The 16,481-nt window shown below is 42.7% G+C and carries 15 protein-coding genes and 1 pseudogene; 3 read left to right on the top strand and 13 right to left on the bottom strand.

The features are described from left to right. Positions 1-38: 38 nt before the first annotated feature. The 3 genes and pseudogenes from D4T97_RS03350 to D4T97_RS03340 all read right to left on the bottom strand — a co-directional run bounded on the left by D4T97_RS03350 (position 39) and on the right by D4T97_RS03340 (position 2,041). On the bottom strand, positions 39-869 hold the full coding sequence (locus D4T97_RS03350) for an EcsC family protein (protein ID WP_126047613.1): 831 nt from the start codon (positions 867-869) through the stop codon (positions 39-41). Positions 870-1,205: 336 nt separating this feature from the next. Next, positions 1,206-1,298, bottom strand: a pseudogene (locus tag D4T97_RS21045) (GrpB family protein); the annotation flags it as partial. A 44-nt stretch (positions 1,299-1,342) separates the two neighbouring features. Continuing rightward, positions 1,343-2,041 (bottom strand): Type 1 glutamine amidotransferase-like domain-containing protein, encoded by a 699-nt coding sequence (locus D4T97_RS03340; RefSeq protein ID WP_126047611.1) that lies wholly within the window; start codon positions 2,039-2,041, stop codon positions 1,343-1,345. Between the two features lie 656 nt (positions 2,042-2,697). Here D4T97_RS03340 and D4T97_RS03335 point away from each other — a divergent pair. After that, positions 2,698-2,874: a DUF4083 family protein gene (locus tag D4T97_RS03335; protein ID WP_235872135.1), complete on the top strand. Its 177-nt coding sequence runs from the start codon at positions 2,698-2,700 to the stop codon at positions 2,872-2,874. A 65-nt stretch (positions 2,875-2,939) separates the two neighbouring features. Here D4T97_RS03335 and D4T97_RS03330 read toward each other — a convergent pair whose 3' ends face one another. The 7 genes from D4T97_RS03330 to D4T97_RS03300 all read right to left on the bottom strand — a co-directional run bounded on the left by D4T97_RS03330 (position 2,940) and on the right by D4T97_RS03300 (position 10,806). Continuing rightward, complete coding sequence (locus D4T97_RS03330; protein ID WP_206435525.1) at positions 2,940-3,848, bottom strand: ABC transporter permease; 909 nt, start codon at positions 3,846-3,848, stop codon at positions 2,940-2,942. 12 nt (positions 3,849-3,860) lie between these two features. Beyond that, positions 3,861-4,865 carry an ABC transporter permease gene (locus D4T97_RS03325; RefSeq protein ID WP_126047609.1) on the bottom strand — a complete coding sequence of 335 codons (1,005 nt, stop codon included), beginning with the start codon at positions 4,863-4,865 and terminating at the stop codon, positions 3,861-3,863. 88 nt (positions 4,866-4,953) lie between these two features. After that, the gene (locus D4T97_RS03320; RefSeq protein ID WP_126047607.1) at positions 4,954-6,570 is read right to left on the bottom strand and encodes an ABC transporter substrate-binding protein; all 1,617 of its coding nucleotides are present in this window, start codon (positions 6,568-6,570) and stop codon (positions 4,954-4,956) included. A gap of 51 nt (positions 6,571-6,621) precedes the next feature. Beyond that, positions 6,622-7,590, bottom strand: a complete 969-nt coding sequence (locus D4T97_RS03315; RefSeq protein WP_126047605.1) for an ABC transporter ATP-binding protein — start codon at positions 7,588-7,590, stop codon at positions 6,622-6,624. A gap of 299 nt (positions 7,591-7,889) precedes the next feature. Next, positions 7,890-8,945, bottom strand: a complete 1,056-nt coding sequence (locus D4T97_RS03310; RefSeq protein WP_126047603.1) for an ABC transporter ATP-binding protein — start codon at positions 8,943-8,945, stop codon at positions 7,890-7,892. Positions 8,946-9,251: 306 nt separating this feature from the next. Then, complete coding sequence (locus tag D4T97_RS03305; RefSeq protein WP_126047601.1) at positions 9,252-9,818, bottom strand: NADPH-dependent FMN reductase; 567 nt, start codon at positions 9,816-9,818, stop codon at positions 9,252-9,254. Between the two features lie 145 nt (positions 9,819-9,963). After that, on the bottom strand, positions 9,964-10,806 hold the full coding sequence (locus D4T97_RS03300; protein ID WP_408021583.1) for a pirin family protein: 843 nt from the start codon (positions 10,804-10,806) through the stop codon (positions 9,964-9,966). A gap of 143 nt (positions 10,807-10,949) precedes the next feature. Here D4T97_RS03300 and D4T97_RS03295 point away from each other — a divergent pair, with 143 nt between their 5' ends. Continuing rightward, entirely contained in the window at positions 10,950-11,303 is a 354-nt protein-coding gene (locus D4T97_RS03295) for a winged helix-turn-helix transcriptional regulator (RefSeq protein ID WP_126048057.1), read from the top strand. Between the two features lie 181 nt (positions 11,304-11,484). On the opposite strand, the gene ybaK is transcribed toward D4T97_RS03295, so the two are convergent. The 3 genes from ybaK to D4T97_RS03280 form a co-directional block, all read right to left on the bottom strand. Then, positions 11,485-11,970 carry a Cys-tRNA(Pro) deacylase gene (ybaK, locus tag D4T97_RS03290; protein ID WP_126047600.1) on the bottom strand — a complete coding sequence of 162 codons (486 nt, stop codon included), beginning with the start codon at positions 11,968-11,970 and terminating at the stop codon, positions 11,485-11,487. 138 nt (positions 11,971-12,108) lie between these two features. Continuing rightward, positions 12,109-13,302, bottom strand: coding sequence for a PDZ domain-containing protein (locus D4T97_RS03285; RefSeq protein ID WP_126047598.1), 1,194 nt, complete (start codon positions 13,300-13,302; stop codon positions 12,109-12,111). Positions 13,303-14,023: 721 nt separating this feature from the next. Continuing rightward, positions 14,024-15,463: a S41 family peptidase gene (locus D4T97_RS03280; RefSeq protein ID WP_126047596.1), complete on the bottom strand. Its 1,440-nt coding sequence runs from the start codon at positions 15,461-15,463 to the stop codon at positions 14,024-14,026. A 117-nt stretch (positions 15,464-15,580) separates the two neighbouring features. On the opposite strand from D4T97_RS03280, the gene D4T97_RS03275 reads away from it, so the two are divergent. After that, complete coding sequence (locus tag D4T97_RS03275) at positions 15,581-16,153, top strand: DUF3891 family protein (protein WP_126047594.1); 573 nt, start codon at positions 15,581-15,583, stop codon at positions 16,151-16,153. Positions 16,154-16,481: the final 328 nt, after the last annotated feature.

The following is a 16,481-nucleotide window of genomic DNA, read 5'->3' as shown; positions in this document are numbered from 1 at the left end:
TCGAATGGCTATATCAGCCATTCGAATTTTTTGGTCTATCACGGAAATCTATTTTCCTCCACTGCTTGTGAAGTTGCAATTTGCATTAACCGTTCCTTGATTCTTCTTTTTCTATAAAGCATCTTCCCGGCCTCTGCCAGTTCTTTCACCGCAGAACGATTGATGAAAGCACCGAAGACCATCCCGGCAACCGGAATCATTTGAAATAGTTTTTTCCAACCGACCTGATCCCGGTATGTGAATACAACCTCCCTCCAACCTTGAAGTTCGGAAATAATTTCTCTCTGCTGCTCCTGGTCAGGGGATTCAATTAAAGATAGTTGCTTTAATATCACTTCTTTTCCAACAATGTCCGAAGAAACAAACTGAAGGATTTTAACAATATACATTCTTTCCTTTTTATCATTTGGATCATATCCGTAACAAATAGCGATATCTTGTAAAGTTTTTAACTGTAGTCCCAAAAGCAGAGGAATATCGATGGACAGTGTGAAAATGCCTCCGACTCCAGTGCTTGCACCTTGAACAACTGCCAGACGTTTGCGGTTATTTGCCAATTTGCTGACAGCATGATCCATCTCTTGGATAGAGAGCGAATCCAAATCATCCAGCGACCGGACATCTGTATGGGGATAATAGGACTTCAATGAAGATACTGAGCTCAAATACCTTCCTCCTGACTGGATATACTGACCTAGTTCATCCAGTATGACGCCGATTTTCCTTTGCAAAAAATCAGGTGTCAGCTTGTCCAGGAACTTGAATGGCAGCCGTCCAAGCTTTTCCCAAAACCATAATCCCTTCTGATCCTTTTCCCATTTCTCGCTCTTCTTCAATTCTGCAAGCAATTCTTCGGTCGTTTCCATCATTGAGCATTAACCCTTCCTCATTGAAGTTTTATATTTAAACTGCAATTGATTGCGTCTTTTCTTAATACCATTTTACCGCTTTCCCTTCAATTTCTCGACCAAAGCATTCCTCGCCATCCATATATGCATCAAATTATTTGGAAGATTGCCAGGCCAAGCTTTCCTTTAAGCCGCCATATTTTTCGCTTTGTTTGGAATGAGTACCAAATAATCGCTTAAATTCAGATGTCTCTCCATCCCATGGCTTCCATCCTCATACATATGGACGTGTTGAGACTGATTGTCTCCGCGTTATTGAAAAACCTTCTCGCTGATATACCATTTTCCCCTTTTTCTTCATAACCAATCTTCCGCATCTAAATTGTATTTATCCACTTGGCTTATCTCCCGGACTGCACAAAGGATGTCTATAACCGGCTTTGCTTTTAATCCCGGAACGGATGGCTGCCACTAATTGATCATTGATATCCGATTTAACTCAAGCCTAGATACTCTGATTCTAATTCTGTCTCTTTTACATCTCCATCAAAATACACTTTATACGCTTTAGCATCAGGTCTGGAAGTTACAATTTTTCTTATTTCCCCATTAATATAAAGAACAGCAGCGCCATCATCGGCTGCAATTCCGGGTTGTATTTTACCAGAGGCTATCAATTGCCTATAGGTCGGTCTTCTTTCCGCCTCTCCATCATAATGGGGGCAAAAGCTTCCTTGTAATAAGCCTAAGCACTTTATTGGTTCAAGGCCTTCGCCATAAGAATCAGTCACTCCTTCTTCAAACCAGCAGTTGGAGCCTGCGCTAATTCCGGCCAATAAAATCCCTTGTACCCAAGCCTTTTTTAAAATGTGATCCAATCCCCATTCCTTCCACAAAGCCAATAAATTTTTGGTATTTCCCCCGCCGACATAAATGATATCTTTTTCTAATAAAAACCCTTCCAAATCTCGTGTAGGAGGTTGAAAAAGCGACAGATGGGAAGGTTGACATTCTTGCTGCTCAAAAAAATTGTAAAAGCTCGTTATATAATGATCCGAGTCTCCACTCGCTGTGGGAAGAAAGCATATCTTTGGAGATTGTTTTCCTGACTGATTCAGGATATATGTATCCAACAAGTGATTCTCCGGCTCCATGGAAAACCCTCCGCCTCCAAGAGTAATAATTTGTCTCATCCAACTCATCCTTTCGTTAGAATGTGAAAAAACAAGGCCCTCTTAGCTACCTGAAAACTAGGGGTTATCGTGAATTGGGCCAATATTTTCTTTAAAAACTAAATTGTAATCCTGGTCAATGGTAAAACCTATGACACTCGGATTCTCAAATTGCGTATAAAGGTGGCTGAATATAGAATATTACCCTTGGCAACTGCTTTCAAAACAGGTATGTTTTTGGGTTTAGCTTTGGTTCAACCGAAAAGCTGAACACTCCTTCATTGTAGAATCCGAACCATGAGCTGGGAATTTAAACAATTGATATGAATCTCCCATTTTTCATCCTTTCTCCAGGAATGAGGGAGATATTATGCTGAAGTCCAATAACTTTTTACTTTGTTATGGTTTCATAGTATAAACCTTTAGCTACACAACTTTGCGAAGGGAGCCCTTGATAAAGTTCATTCACCTTTTACAAAAAACTTAAGTAACCATTACTTCACTGATGTTTATTGTGCGTCTTTCGTGAATATTCTTCCGACTTTCCTGTGGGGTTGCTGAGACTTTTCCATGTTTCTCCCTTTTCCGCTTACTAATATAAGGAAATACCTTTCCAGTAAATTAAACCGAAACTATTTAAAAGCGCCAATCGTAGATATTATAAGAGGGGGCGTTAAATGGTGAATATAGGAGACTTGATATTTCAATTAATCATGCTGCTTTTTATTCTCGGTATTATCATGGCTATTATTCTAGTAGTCCGTTCATCAATAAAGAATAAAGCAGATTCTCAAAGAATAGAACAAAAGCTGGACAAAGTAATTAAATTGCTCGAGAGGGAAAAACATGAATAAAGCTTACGGGCATGACCTGTCGAAACTAGCCTGTTCCGTCAAGTCATGCCCGTATTCCCTTCTTTTCATCTTTTCATCCTCGGATCCAATGCATCTCTCAACCCATCTCCCATCAGATTAAAGCCCAGGACAGTAAGCATGATGGCAATCCCGGGAAAGAAGACCGTCCAAGGCGCTTGGATAATAAAGTCTTTTGAATCAGCAAGCATCTTCCCCCATTCAGGTGTCGGCGGCTGTGCTCCCAATCCAAGGAAACCCAAGGCTGCTGCTTCGATGATCGCTGTTGCAACCGACAGTGAACCTTGCACGATGATCGGCGCCAAGCTGTTTGGCAGCACATGATGAAAAAGTATTCTGCTGTCTGTCATACCAATCGCTTTGGCGGCGGTAATATATTCTTCCTCTTTTACGCTGAGAACCCTCGAGCGCAGTAAGCGGCCAAAGGTCGGCACGTTGATAATTGCAATAGCAATCATGGCATTTTGCAAAGACGGTCCGAGAATGGCGACAATCGCAATCGCCAGCAAAATACTAGGAAAAGCTAATAGAATATCAAATATTCTCGATATGATGCCATCCACCCATCGGCCGTAATAGCCGGCAACGATACCGAGCAAAGAACCCACAACCACTGATCCGCTGACGGCCAAAAATCCGACACGCAGCGATATTCGAGCACCATAAATGACACGGCTTAAAATGTCACGGCCAAATTCGTCGGTTCCAAACCAATGTTTACTTGATGGAGGAAGATGCTTATTGGCCAGCTCTGTTTCTTTGAACCCATACGGGGCTATCAGATCTGCGAATATGGCCAACAGAATAAAAAACAATACGATGCACAATCCCAATAAAGCAGCCTTGTTTTTTCGAAAACTCCGCCACGCTTCCTTCCAAGGGGAAATGCTTTGTTCTTCTTCGTTTACAATCATGTTTGTATGGTTTGCAGGTAACTTCGTTGCTGGTTCAATCATTGCATTCCCCCCCTAACGGTATTTAATTCGCGGATCGATTGCTGCATATAAGAGATCCACAGTTAAATTGATTAAAACAAAAATAGTGGCAACGACTAGAATTCCAGACTGTATGACCGGATAATCACGAAACTGAATAGCATCATAAATATAGCTGCCGATTCCCGGCCAACCGAATATCGTTTCTGTCAGGATCGCACCGCCCAAAAGCAAGCCCGTCTGCAGCCCGATGACCGTCAACACAGGTATAAAAGCGTTCTTTAATGAATGCTTATAAACAACCCAAAACATGCTCATCCCTTTGGCGCGGGCGGTCCGGATATAATCAGAGCGCATCACTTCCAGCATACTTGACCGAGTGATCCGAGCGATAATTGCCATAGGAATTGTTGCTAGGGCAACACTTGGAAGAACAAGGTGCTTAATGACCTCAACAAACTGGTCAAACCTGCCTTGCATGAGTGTATCAATGATATACAAATAAGTAATTGGTTCGACCGGATCACGGATATTATCCCGCCCTGTTGTAGGAAATAGATCCAGTTGAATAGAGAAAACATACTGTTCCATCAAGCCAAGCCAAAAGATTGGCATGGAAACGCCAATCAACGCTAACAACATCGCAATATAGTCAAACCATGAGTTTTGAAACCATGCCGAAATAATCCCCGCATTGACGCCTATGATAATGGCAATCAGCATGGCTGCCAAAGCAAGCTCAATCGTCGCTGCCAAATACGGCCAGATTTCCTCGCTGATCGGGCTTTTTGTCCGAATGGACATACCTAAATCCCCAGTCAACAAGTTCTTAACATAATCAAGAAATTGTATATATAATGGCTGATCAAGGCCTAATTGCTTATTTAACGCCTCAACTGCTTGCTCTGTTGCCTGTTGGCCCAAAATGATTTGCGCTGGATTTCCTGGTATTGCATGAATCAGAGAAAATACAATTAACACCATACCTAACAGAACAGGGATTAACAATGTCAGCCGTCTTATCGTGTATGCAAGCATTCGATCACCTTTTTTGAAAAATTTATGAATGGCTGGTGCATGATTTTTTACTTAAAAAGGGGAGTACGATCACTCCCCTATCAAATAGTTATTTCATTGTCACTTCATCGAATACTTGAACCCCCGTCGGATGAGGGAAAAAACCGTCGATCGTACTGATTCCGGCAAGTTGCGGAACAGAGTGGGCGAGCGGTACCCATGGAGCATCATCATGAATGATTTCCAGTGCCTTTTTATATAGGTCACTGCGCTTATCTTCATCTGTTTCTGTCTGTGCCTCAATTAACAACTTGTGGACATCTTCATTTGCATACCTTGAATAGTTATTGGAGTTGATACTGTCTTTATCCAATAGGGCATATAAGAAGTTGTCTGCATCCCCGTTGTCACCTGTCCATCCAAGCATAAACATCGGAGCCTCTCCAACCCGGACTTTTTCTAGATAAGTCCCCCATTCCATTGAAACAATGTTTGCTTCCACACCAATTTTTTCAAGGTCAGCTTGGATTGCTTCGGCAACTTTTTGACCATTAGGCATGTATGGACGCGGTACAGGCATGGCCCAAAGATCCATTTTAAAACCATCTTTGAATCCTGCTTCTTCAAGCAATTCTTTGGCTTTGTCCAGATCAAACTCGTAATCTTCGATTTCGTCGTTATATCCGTTGATGGAAGGCGGAATTGGGTTTTTCGCGGCTTCCGCAGTTCCTTCATAGAAGTTATCGATAATCGCTTGCTTATTTATCGCATGGCTGATTGCCTGACGGACTTTTTTATTATCGAAAGGTTCTTTTTCAACGTTGAATCCTAAATAGCCGACGTTCATTGATGGACGTTCAAAAATTTGCAGGTTACTGTCACCTTTTACCTTCGCAACATCACTTGGATTTAAGCCATCCATTAAGTCTACCTCGCCTTTGATTAATGCATTCAAACGGGCAGAATTGTCAGCGATGACCTTGAAAATGACTTTATCCAGCTTCGGAAGTCCCTCTTTCCAATAATCCTCATTTTTTACGACGGTGATCGTATCATTTCGCTTCCAGCTATCAAATTTGAAGGGTCCTGTTCCTACAGGATTTTCGATGTACTTATCGCCAAATTCTTCAAAGGCAGCTGGACTTGAAATAGCAAACGGCGTCATGGCCAAGTTTTTCAAAAACGGCGCCTGTGGCCTGAATAAAGTAAATTCAACCTTATGATCATCAACTACTTTGACTTCTTTAATTACAGCGGCTTCTTCACCTTTAAATCCTCCAAATTGAGAGACGAAATATGGGAATTGTGCTTCATCTTTCCCGTTCATCCATCGCTCAAAGTTTTTAACAACCGCATCAGCGTTGAAATCTGTTCCGTCATGGAACTTTACGCCTTCTTCCAATTCGAATGTGTATGTCAGTCCGTCATCAGAAACCTCCCAGTCCTTGGCCAGGTTAGGAACAATGTCCGGAGTTTCCTTCTCGTAACCAACCAGTGTTTCCAGCACTTGCTCTGACACAATCAAAGATTCGCCATCTGTAACTGTTGCTGGGTCCAGTTTGACTGCATCTCCCCCGCGAGCATAAACCAATGTTCCGCCTTCAGCAGTTTCCTCTTTCTTTTCTGCGCTATCTTCTTTTCCTGTTTCCTTTGATCCTGAACAGCCCATTAAAGCTAAAGACAGAACCAGCAATAGCGAAAATATGATGGATATACCCTTTTTCATTTCTTTACCCCCATTCATAATATTTGCCCTTTATTTATTTCACACGAAAAGTCACTCATATAGGTGACAGGCCGCGTAATGGCCTTTTTCAACTTCCTTGAACAACGGCCGCTTCTGTGCACATTGCTCCATCGCCACTGGACAACGCGTATGAAATGCGCAGCCGGCAGGCGGATTCGCCGGGTTCGGGACATCCCCGCTTAAAACAACCCGCTCCTTTTTAAAGTCCACATCAGGGACGGGTACGGCAGATAATAGTGCTTTCGTATATGGATGTTTCGGATTTTCATATAATTGTTCGCTGTCAGAAAGCTCCACAATCCGCCCAAGATACATGACGCCTACTCGATCACTGATATGGCGGACGACCCCAAGGTCATGTGCGATAAACAAGTAAGTTAAATCAAATTCCTTTTGCAAATCCTTCAGCAAATTCAATACTTGCGACTGAATTGATACATCAAGAGAGGAAACAGGCTCATCCGCAATGATAAGTTTAGGGTGGACAGCCAGTGCCCTTGCAATGCCGATCCTTTGCCTTTGCCCGCCGCTGAATTGATGAGGATACCTCTTTGCGTGATAATGATTCAGCCCCACGACCTCCAAGAGTTCACCCACCCTCTTCTTTCTCTCTTTTGAATCAGCCACCCCATGGACAATCAACGGCTCTTCCAATATTTTTTCAACTTTATGCCTTGGATTTAACGAAGCGAAAGGATCCTGAAAAACCATTTGCATCTCTCTGCGCAGCCGGCGCATTTCATTTTTGGGCAGCTTCGTAATCTCTTTTCCTTCAAAAAATATTTTGCCTTCTGTAGGCTCCAAAAGTCGCAGAATCGTTTTCCCTGTCGTTGATTTCCCGCAGCCGCTTTCTCCTACAAGTCCCAATGTCTCACCTTTTTTAATAAAAAATGAAACATCATCCACCGCTTTCACTTCGCCGATTTGTTTTCCGAATATCCCACCTTGTATAGGGAAGCTTTTCTTTAAGCTTTCGACTTCCAATAAACGTTCTGTCATCCGCTGACTTCTCCTTTTTCGGATTGTAAAGAAAGTAAAAAAAGTTAGACTAAGTTTTTTATTCGAATAATATGCGTTTTGTCTAGCTGCGACGGACAGGAGGTCCTAGTGCCACCGAAGCCACAGGATGTGGCGGTCTGAGGCGGCCGGGCGCCATCGGCTCGAGGTCACAAGTCACACAGAAGCTTACTCAGGAAGAATGTGCTCCTGCGGCATAGCCTATTCGAGGAAGTTTATGTTTCCCTCGTCGCAAAGCTGCATGGAGCATCCCAAAGATGCTTCGCATGATGCGATTTAAGTTAGTTGCTTTGCTGTGGTGGCTGGAGAACTGCCTCATCAAAATTCGCCTTGTGCTTGTCGCCGATAGGCGGGCGCCCTCCGCATTTCTTACTTTCATACAACCAACATTTCACCTTATGTACTTCTGATAGATTGATAAGGTCAGGCGTTTCGGCAAAACAGCGTTCAAATGCATGTTCACACCGCGGGGCAAAGTGGCAGCCGGTTTGAATTGAACCCGGTTTAGGGACATTGCCCTCAATGGAATAAAGCCGATCCTTTTTTTGGCGCATATCAGGAACAGACTGGATCAATCCGACCGTATAAGGATGCTTGGGATTTTTAAAAATCGTTCTGACATCCGCCTCCTCAACGATGTGTCCGGCATACATAACGATTACACGCCTGCACATCTCTGCCACGACTCCCAAATCATGCGTAATCATGATAATTGCAGTGTCAGTATCCTTGTTAAGCGCTTTCATTAAATCCAAAATTTGAGCTTGAATGGTAACATCAAGCGCGGTAGTCGGTTCATCCGCTATTAACAGCTCTGGATTGCAGATCATTGCCATTGCGATCATGACGCGTTGTCTCATCCCCCCTGAAAGCTGATGGGAATAATCATTCTGCAATTGCTCCGCCCGCGGCAGACCAACGAGCTTCAACATCTCAATGGCTCGTTCTTTCGCTTTCTTTTTAGATAATTTCCTATGGATCTGAATAGCTTCCATTAACTGCTGGCCAATTGTAAAAACCGGGTTTAAACTTGTCATCGGTTCTTGAAAAATCATAGCGATTTCATTCCCGCGAATTTGGCGCATGCGTCTCTCTGACGCAGAAGCAAGGTTTTCACCTTTAAACATGATTTGCCCGTCCACTTTTCCTGATTGAGCCGGAACAAGGCCCATGATGGACAATGAAGTGACGCTTTTTCCACAACCGGATTCCCCGACAATGCCAAGGACTTCGCCTGAACGAACATGAAAATCTATGCTGTTTACAATCGGTATCTCCCCATCATCTGTATAAAAAGAAGTTCTCAACCCTTCTACTTCTAGCAATGGACTTTCCACTCCCTCGCTCCCTTCTCCTGATGAATTACTATATTCAAAAAACATTATGGCATTTATGAGGAAAATTGGCAATACAGAAAATAGAATGATATTTATGATTCATCTATTTTCTTAATAATATATTCGCCGTTTTTTCTGTAAGTCCTTTTAAGTAACTTTTTGAGCATGATTTTTTAAGGACATGGACATCTACACTCAAATCCTCTATGAAACTAGGATATTGAATCAACGGTTACTAAGTCACAGCAGAAAAACGGACCAGCCATTTCGGTCTGATCCGTTTTTTCTCCACTGTACTGCTGTTAATTAAACAAGAACCGCAGCTTTATTTTTATTATAGAACTCTACGAAGTTTTCTACGACTTGATCCAAGAAAGCGATGGTACCTTGGTCAATAAGCTCTCCTTCTTCGTTCAATTTTTCATGAATGGATCCTATATACACTTCATTGCCTGGAAGTAAAACAGGTGCCAAAGCAGGATTTGAAAGAATCTCTCTCAAGTGGATTTGAGCACGCACACTTCCCAATGCACCCATAGAAGAGCCAATGATAAAAGCTGGCTTATCCTTGATTGTGAAATCTCCGCCGCGGGATAGCCAGTCGACTGCATTTTTCAGTGCACCAGGAATGGAGAAGTTATATTCAGGAACGGCAAATAAAACGGCATCCGAATCTTTTACATTATCTTTGAAACTTTTAACATTAGCCGGTACGGCATTTTCCAAATCAACCGAAAACATCTCAACATCATTAATAAATACTGGAGTAATATCCAGTTGGTCCGCATAACGGTTTTTCATAAATTCAACCAGTTTCAAGTTGAATGAAGTGGAGCTTGTGCTCCCGATAATTGCTTTCACCTTAATAGTCATGATGTACAGCTCCTTATATGAATAGTGATTAGGTGTTTTATTCAAATCTCAGTATAATTATAGAATATATTAAACCATGGTAATAGTACGCACTTAAAAGTGGTATAGTATACAAAAAGATACTATAAGAGATTGAGTGCCTTGGTTACTCAAATTTTCCTTCCCTGAAATCCTTGTAAGCCTGGGCGATCTCTTCTTCCGAATTCATTACGAACGGGCCGCGCGCTACAACCTTTTCTCCAATCGGTTGGCCGGCATATAGCAGGACATGCAGTTTTTCATTGGCATGTATTTTAACTTCACTCATTTCGGCATCATTCCCGCGCTCAAGCCAAAGAACCTGCCCTTTCTCCCCCATCGTATTCTCCCTGCCAAACGTACCTTTTCCTTCCAATATATAAAGGAATCCATTATAACCGCCGGGAAGATCCTGCGTAACAGCAGCCCCTGGTTCTAAGATGAACTCAACCATTGTTACAGGAACGTGATTTTTCGTGTCAGCTTCGACTCCCTTCGAAGAGCCGGAAAAAACACGTATAGTTGCACCCTCTTCATAACGGACCGGCATATCCTGAGCACGCATATTCTGGTAACGCGGCTCTGTCAATTTTTTATCACTTGGAAGATTTACCCATAACTGCAGCGAATGCACAGTTTCACCGACAGCGGGATCTTCAGTATGAATAATTCCCTTTCCGGCTGTCATCCACTGAACATCCCCAGGCAACAATACTCCCCCTCCAGTTTTGTTGTCCATATGCTCTAGCTTCCCATCAATGACGTATGTTACTGTTTCGATCCCGCGGTGGGGATGCATCCCGAAGGTCCCTCTTTGGAAAAAATCTTCTGCCATTAATAGAAATGGATCATATTCCTGCCACTTTCCGGGTTCAACCACCAAACCTACCTTATGAGTAGGAGAGTGTTCCTGATAACTGACATCTCTAACACTCCTGATTCCTCTCGATTGAACATTTATGCTGTTCATATATAAATCCTCCCTCAATTTTTTAAATGAATAGGAATGAAAAGTTATATATGTTATTATGAACTAAACTAGTCAATAACAGAAGTACGCACTTTTAAGTGGTATAGTATACAAAAAGATACTAATGGAAGCTGGTGAAAAAAATGAAGACCGAGCTATGTAAAGTTGATGAGGCTTTAAGTATATTAGTGGGAAAATGGAAACCGATCATCTTGTTGCATCTGTTCAGTGAAGGAACTTTGCGATTCAGTGAATTAAAAAGGCTCATGCCGAACATCACACAAAAGATGCTGACAAAACAATTAAGGGAATTGGAAGAGGAAGATATTATCGACAGGGTGGTATATCCACAAGTTCCTCCAAAGGTAGAGTACTCCATTTCCGAGTACGGCAAAAGTCTTGAGACCGTACTCAATATTATGCATGAATGGGGGAGCGCCCATACAAAGCATATGCACGAAAAGAAGAATAAAAAAATCCTGGAGCAATCGCATTAATGCCATTGGTCCAGGGTTTTCTTTAATTTATTAGTAGCCGAATTATCGTTAAGTAAAAATAAATTGCCGAATTTTAATAGCTTCTTTAGATACTCGACATATTAGTAAAATACTATTCGGATTCCCAGGATACTCTCCAATTTAACGAATTACTCGCATCCATGAAAAATTAGCATTTATTTTATAGAATAATTGCTGCAAATTTTCCATGGCATGCCTTTGCAAGATCTTGTGGTGATAATTTAAGCTGCAAACCAATTTTCCCTGCACTGACAATAATAAATTCTAGTGACTCTGCAGTTGCCTCAATATAGGTCGGGAACAATTTTTTCATACCTATTGGTGAACAACCACCACGAACATAGCCAGTCAATCCTAGAAGATCCTTCACCGCAATCATTTCGACTTTCTTCTCACCTATTACCTTTGCTGCCTTTTTCAAATCCAATTCCTCTGCAACGGGTATGACAAAGACATAATGACGATTTGATCCGGCTGTAACCACCAACGTTTTATATACATATTCGGATGGATAACCAATTTTTTCCGAAACAGAGATCCCATCTACCGGCCGCCCAGCTTCGGTTTCGTAACTCAATAACTCATAGGTGATTTTTTGCTGGTCTATCAGACGGACTGCATTCGTTTTTGGCATTTTTTTCGCCATGCTCTCCCCCCTACTTCTCAAAACATGATTACCGAAATCAAGGACAACTAACCGCCCGTTCGCTAACTTCAACTTTGTTTCAGTGAAAAAAGTCCTTTAAGGTAATAATCTTAAAGGACTTCATAGGTTGAAATGACATCAAATCGCCCGACCCGGCTCCCGCTTTGTCCGTTTTTCAACAAAGAGAATTCCCAGTTCATGGTGATCGCCTTCATAAAGAGCACATTGCTCAAATCTGATTTCTCCATTTACATCAAGCACTTCAAGCTTGCAGTACGCACGGTTTTTCAATAACGCTTTATACAAATCATCCTTATTTGAAACTGTCGTATTGTTGCATGACTGGATAATCTCACCGGTTTTCAGCTCCATTTTACTTGCAGGCGTCCCTTCAATAACGTCTAATATCATGACTCCGCTGTTGCGCGGTGTAAAATAATAAAGTGTATTATTTTCCCTGACCCGGTGCCTGTACGAAATGAACAGCCGACCGAGAATAGCGATACCAGCTATAATCGGAGGAACGAATTTCGGATAAAACCATCCGGCTGCCGATAGGGCAAGAACAATCACGGCCAAAAGAACGATTTGTTTGCCTATCCGCTCAACCGCCTGGCCTGGCAGACCGCTTTGGACCTGGTTTTGGAAGCCAAGTGCAAGAGGAACAAGAATCAGCGAATACGACTCCGTGCCCCAGTTAAACACCGGCCACCAATCAAACGGCACAGTCAAAGGACCCGCAGGCAGAAAAAAGAGTATCGGAAGAAGCCAAACACGTTTGATCTGAAGTGCACCTACTGTCAATCCTCTGGGGCTTGTCCGTAACTTTGGTGAAACATCTTTCAGGCCGTCTTTTAAAATAAAAATCCCCTCTACCAAAAGCAGCACCCCAAGCAAAACGGGGACGCCTATTAAAAACTGGTTATTTTCTATTAAAGCGCCAGTATAAGGAATATGTACATTCAAAAGATTGATGATAAAAACAAATATTAACGGGAGTCCGATCGTCAATGCGGGCGAAAGCAGCCTGGCATTCCCAAGTACTCCGAGCAAAACAGTGGCCACGGCTACCAATGCCAGCATTTCGAGTGGAAGGGTAAATCCGGTTACCAGCGTAATGACAGATAAAATGATACCTGCCAAAAGTCCTACCGGAAGCAAATGCTTCAGTTCATGAAACTGGTCTTGCACCCTTACGTTAAAGTCCGCTCTCTCTCTTTTTATCCTTAAAAAACCGGCAATGAGTACCAGTATGATAGAAAAATATAACACGGGATTCAGAAAAAATTTTGCAATACCCTTGGCAAATTCCAGTAGCCATAATTGCACCATCTTGCAGCCTCCCTCTAGTATGTATGGTTTATCTTTCATTCTATCAAAGATTTCATCAGGGAGAAATGTAAAATTGGTTGATTCATAAGAAAAGCGCAAGGCGCTCGCTTATCAGCGACAAGCAATAGACGAATTTTGATGAGGGAGATTTTCAGCCACCACAGCAAAGGAGCTGATTTCATTCACACCGTGAAAATCATCACCGAATTTGCTTCATGCAGCTTTGCGACGAGGAAAACATATGCTTCTTTGAATGAGCTATGCCGCAGGAGCACCTTCATCCTGAATAAGCCTCCGTGCAGCTTGCGACCTCGAGCCGATGGCGCCTGGCCGCCTCAGACCGCGACATCCTCGAAAAAGCTGGCGCTTTTTCTTCGTGCGATGTAACGCTGCCGAAGCATTCCTTGTCCTGTCACTTCGGTGGCACTAGCGCGTCCTGCGCGTCGCCAACTTAAAGTGCCACGCCCTGTGGCGCTATCCGCACTAGGACTTCCGCCGGAGTTATACATAGCGCATATTTTACTGAATGAATACAAACCCAACGGTTGACGGGTTTGTTGCTTTTGACGGATCATCTATTTCCGAACACATTTTTATTTATCAGTGACCGTCAAACGACTAAAATGGAACATTATGCATGACCATATATGATGTCAATCCTGACCGAAGACTCTCCCAACAAAAGAAATAGACACCCGAAATCCGAGTGCCCAACCAAATTTCACTTCATCGATTTCAATGCTACTTGGAGCTGGAGATCATTGCTTTCATCCTGAATTTCCTTGATGATCACTTCCTCGAGTTTTTCAGCAGTTCTTTGATCGATCTTGCCCGTTACCGGCATTTTTTCTATTGATTGGAATGCTCGGACGGCGCGCTCCGTCTGTCCGTCGAAATACCCATCCGTCCGGCCTGGACCATAGCCAAGACTCATTAACAGGTCCTGAGCAATTTTCACATCCTCACTATTCATATCACGGGTCAACTCTTTTTCAACAGTCAAGGAGTGAGCATGGAAATATTCCGGCTGTTCCACTTCTATCGTCGGTTCAATACCCTTACCATGGATCCAGTTTCCGTCAGGCGTCAGCCATTTGAACATCGTCAGCTTAATATTGCTTCCATCTTCCAGCGGAATGGCCTGCTGCACTGTTCCCTTGCCAAAAGATTTCACTCCGACCAAGTCATAACCTTCCACTTCCTGCAGGGCGCCGGCCATGATTTCCGATGCTGATGCGCTCCCTTCATCAATCAGCACTTTTATCGGATAAGGCTTTCTCTCTTCCAGTCCTGAAAAATAAGGATTCTTTTTCCCGCTTCTTTCTTCAATCTGTACATATGGCTTTTTATCCGTGACCAGCTGCTGTAAAATATCCTCCACACTGGAAAGCATGCCACCGGGGTTGCCGCGGACATCAATAATAAGACCTTCCATTCCGTCTTTTTCCAATCGATTCAACTCACTCGTAAACTCGCGTGCCGTCCCTTCGGCGTAGGAAGTGATTTCTATATAGCCGATTTTCTTATTTCCATTCTCTTTCATATCGGAAAACACTGATACAACTGGCACTTCTTCACGTGTAATTCCCAGTTCAAACGGCTTGCTCGCTCCTTTACGCAAAATCTCCAATTTAACAACTGTGCCTTTTTCTCCGCGGATTTTTGTCGTGGCCTCATATAAATCCAGCCCTTCCACCGACTCTCCATCAATTTTTAAAATTTGATCCCTCGGTTTAAGGCCTGCTTTTTCGGCAGGTGTATTTTTAATGGGTGCAACAATGATCAGCTTGCCCTCTTCAATCGTGACCTGTGCCCCTATACCATCAAACGATGAGTCTAGACTATCATTGAAGCGCTCCGCTGTAGCTGCATCCATATAGACGGAATAAGGGTCCTTCAATGTCCCAATCATCCCTTGGATGGCTCCCTGAACGAGTTGTTCACGCTCCACTTTTTTAACATAAGATTTTTGAATCAATTGATACGCCTGCTCAATTTTCTCAAGATCTCCCGAAACCCCTGAGGATTTATTCATGCTTTGCTTTTCTTCAATCGGATTTTCTTTTACTTTGGCATCTTTCCACTTCATACCTCCATATGTCCCGCCGGCCCCTAAAAACAAAGAGCAGGCAGCTACCAATGCCAGCAATTTTTTGTTCATCGTCTTCCCCCTCAACGGTTACCCTTATTCCAAAATCTATGCCGTGAAGGGACAAGTTATGAAGACTTTAAAAAATTATGATAAGATGTGAAAAAGCTTGAAAAGGCGGTGAGCTGAATGATTGTCAGGGAACGGGACAAGGAGTTCGTCATGGTTGAGCAGCACCATCACGCTCAGATTTCAGGTGAGCTGATGCGCTGCTTGAAAAAGGATTTAATGAAAGGACGAGAAGCGCTGGAGTCCGTTACCTTTGCTGTGTATCAGCATGACTGCGGCTGGATACCTGCTGATAAGCATCCTTTTTGGAATGACAAAGACTTTGCTCCCCACTCGTTCATCAACTTCCCTACACCTTTAAAAGCATTGATTTATAAAGCTGGTATTGATGAGGTTGCCAAAGAAGATAACTATTCCGCGCTTTTATGCAGCGAACATTATACACGATTCATGATTCACGATAAGTCCGAAGAAGCGAAGGCTTTTGTTAAATCGGAAAAGGGTCGCCAGGAATATTTGAAAAAATCTCTCCCCGATTTCGATTCGGATTTGTTCCAATTCCATTTCGGTTTGCTCCAATTTTTCGATAACCTTTCGCTGTTCCTGTGCCTAAACGAACCTGGAAAGAATGACATCCTTTTTTCAGGAATGGAATTCCATTGTCACCTGCACTCGGCCTTAAAGAGAAAATGAATGTCCGTTGGATCAGCGAGAATGTGGTTCAATTTGAGGACTTCCCTTTTGAAAGAACATTTGTGGTGACTGTGAAGCAAAAAACTGTGCAAAAAGAGGACGTGTCCAATAAGGGTTTGATTGAGAGCTATATGGAAGCTCCATTTGAGGAGATAGATTTCAAATTGGTTCCCTAGAATTGATAGATACTATACGATATTTACATTGATTGGGGCTAATTGAAATTATCGGACGGACACAGTTTAAACAGTGGGCTTAAAGCTGCTTTTAGTGATCGGGTTACTGTTATTTCCGATGACTCGGCCAGTTAGAGCACGGCTTTGTTACA

Source organism: Siminovitchia acidinfaciens, from assembly GCF_003605385.1.
GTDB classification, from domain to species: Bacteria; Bacillota; Bacilli; order Bacillales; family Bacillaceae_C; genus Siminovitchia; species Siminovitchia acidinfaciens.
Note: the sequence above shows the minus strand (reverse complement) of the source record. Positions and strands in the feature narration are given on the sequence as shown.

What these genes read in the sequence shown, in the direction of transcription:
- D4T97_RS03350 (WP_126047613.1), bottom strand. Translation starts at nt 869, where the DNA reads ATGATGGAAACGACCGAAGAATTGCTTGCAGAATTGAAGAAGAGCGAG.
- D4T97_RS03340 (WP_126047611.1), bottom strand. Translation starts at nt 2,041, where the DNA reads ATGAGACAAATTATTACTCTTGGAGGCGGAGGGTTTTCCATGGAGCCG.
- D4T97_RS03335 (WP_235872135.1), top strand. Translation starts at nt 2,698, where the DNA reads ATGGTGAATATAGGAGACTTGATATTTCAATTAATCATGCTGCTTTTT.
- D4T97_RS03330 (WP_206435525.1), bottom strand. Translation starts at nt 3,848, where the DNA reads ATGATTGAACCAGCAACGAAGTTACCTGCAAACCATACAAACATGATT.
- D4T97_RS03325 (WP_126047609.1), bottom strand. Translation starts at nt 4,865, where the DNA reads ATGCTTGCATACACGATAAGACGGCTGACATTGTTAATCCCTGTTCTG.
- D4T97_RS03320 (WP_126047607.1), bottom strand. Translation starts at nt 6,570, where the DNA reads ATGAAAAAGGGTATATCCATCATATTTTCGCTATTGCTGGTTCTGTCT.
- D4T97_RS03315 (WP_126047605.1), bottom strand. Translation starts at nt 7,590, where the DNA reads ATGACAGAACGTTTATTGGAAGTCGAAAGCTTAAAGAAAAGCTTCCCT.
- D4T97_RS03305 (WP_126047601.1), bottom strand. Translation starts at nt 9,818, where the DNA reads ATGACTATTAAGGTGAAAGCAATTATCGGGAGCACAAGCTCCACTTCA.
- D4T97_RS03300 (WP_408021583.1), bottom strand. Translation starts at nt 10,806, where the DNA reads ATGAACAGCATAAATGTTCAATCGAGAGGAATCAGGAGTGTTAGAGAT.
- D4T97_RS03295 (WP_126048057.1), top strand. Translation starts at nt 10,950, where the DNA reads ATGAAGACCGAGCTATGTAAAGTTGATGAGGCTTTAAGTATATTAGTG.
- ybaK (WP_126047600.1), bottom strand. Translation starts at nt 11,970, where the DNA reads ATGGCGAAAAAAATGCCAAAAACGAATGCAGTCCGTCTGATAGACCAG.
- D4T97_RS03285 (WP_126047598.1), bottom strand. Translation starts at nt 13,302, where the DNA reads ATGGTGCAATTATGGCTACTGGAATTTGCCAAGGGTATTGCAAAATTT.
- D4T97_RS03280 (WP_126047596.1), bottom strand. Translation starts at nt 15,463, where the DNA reads ATGAACAAAAAATTGCTGGCATTGGTAGCTGCCTGCTCTTTGTTTTTA.
- D4T97_RS03275 (WP_126047594.1), top strand. Translation starts at nt 15,581, where the DNA reads ATGATTGTCAGGGAACGGGACAAGGAGTTCGTCATGGTTGAGCAGCAC.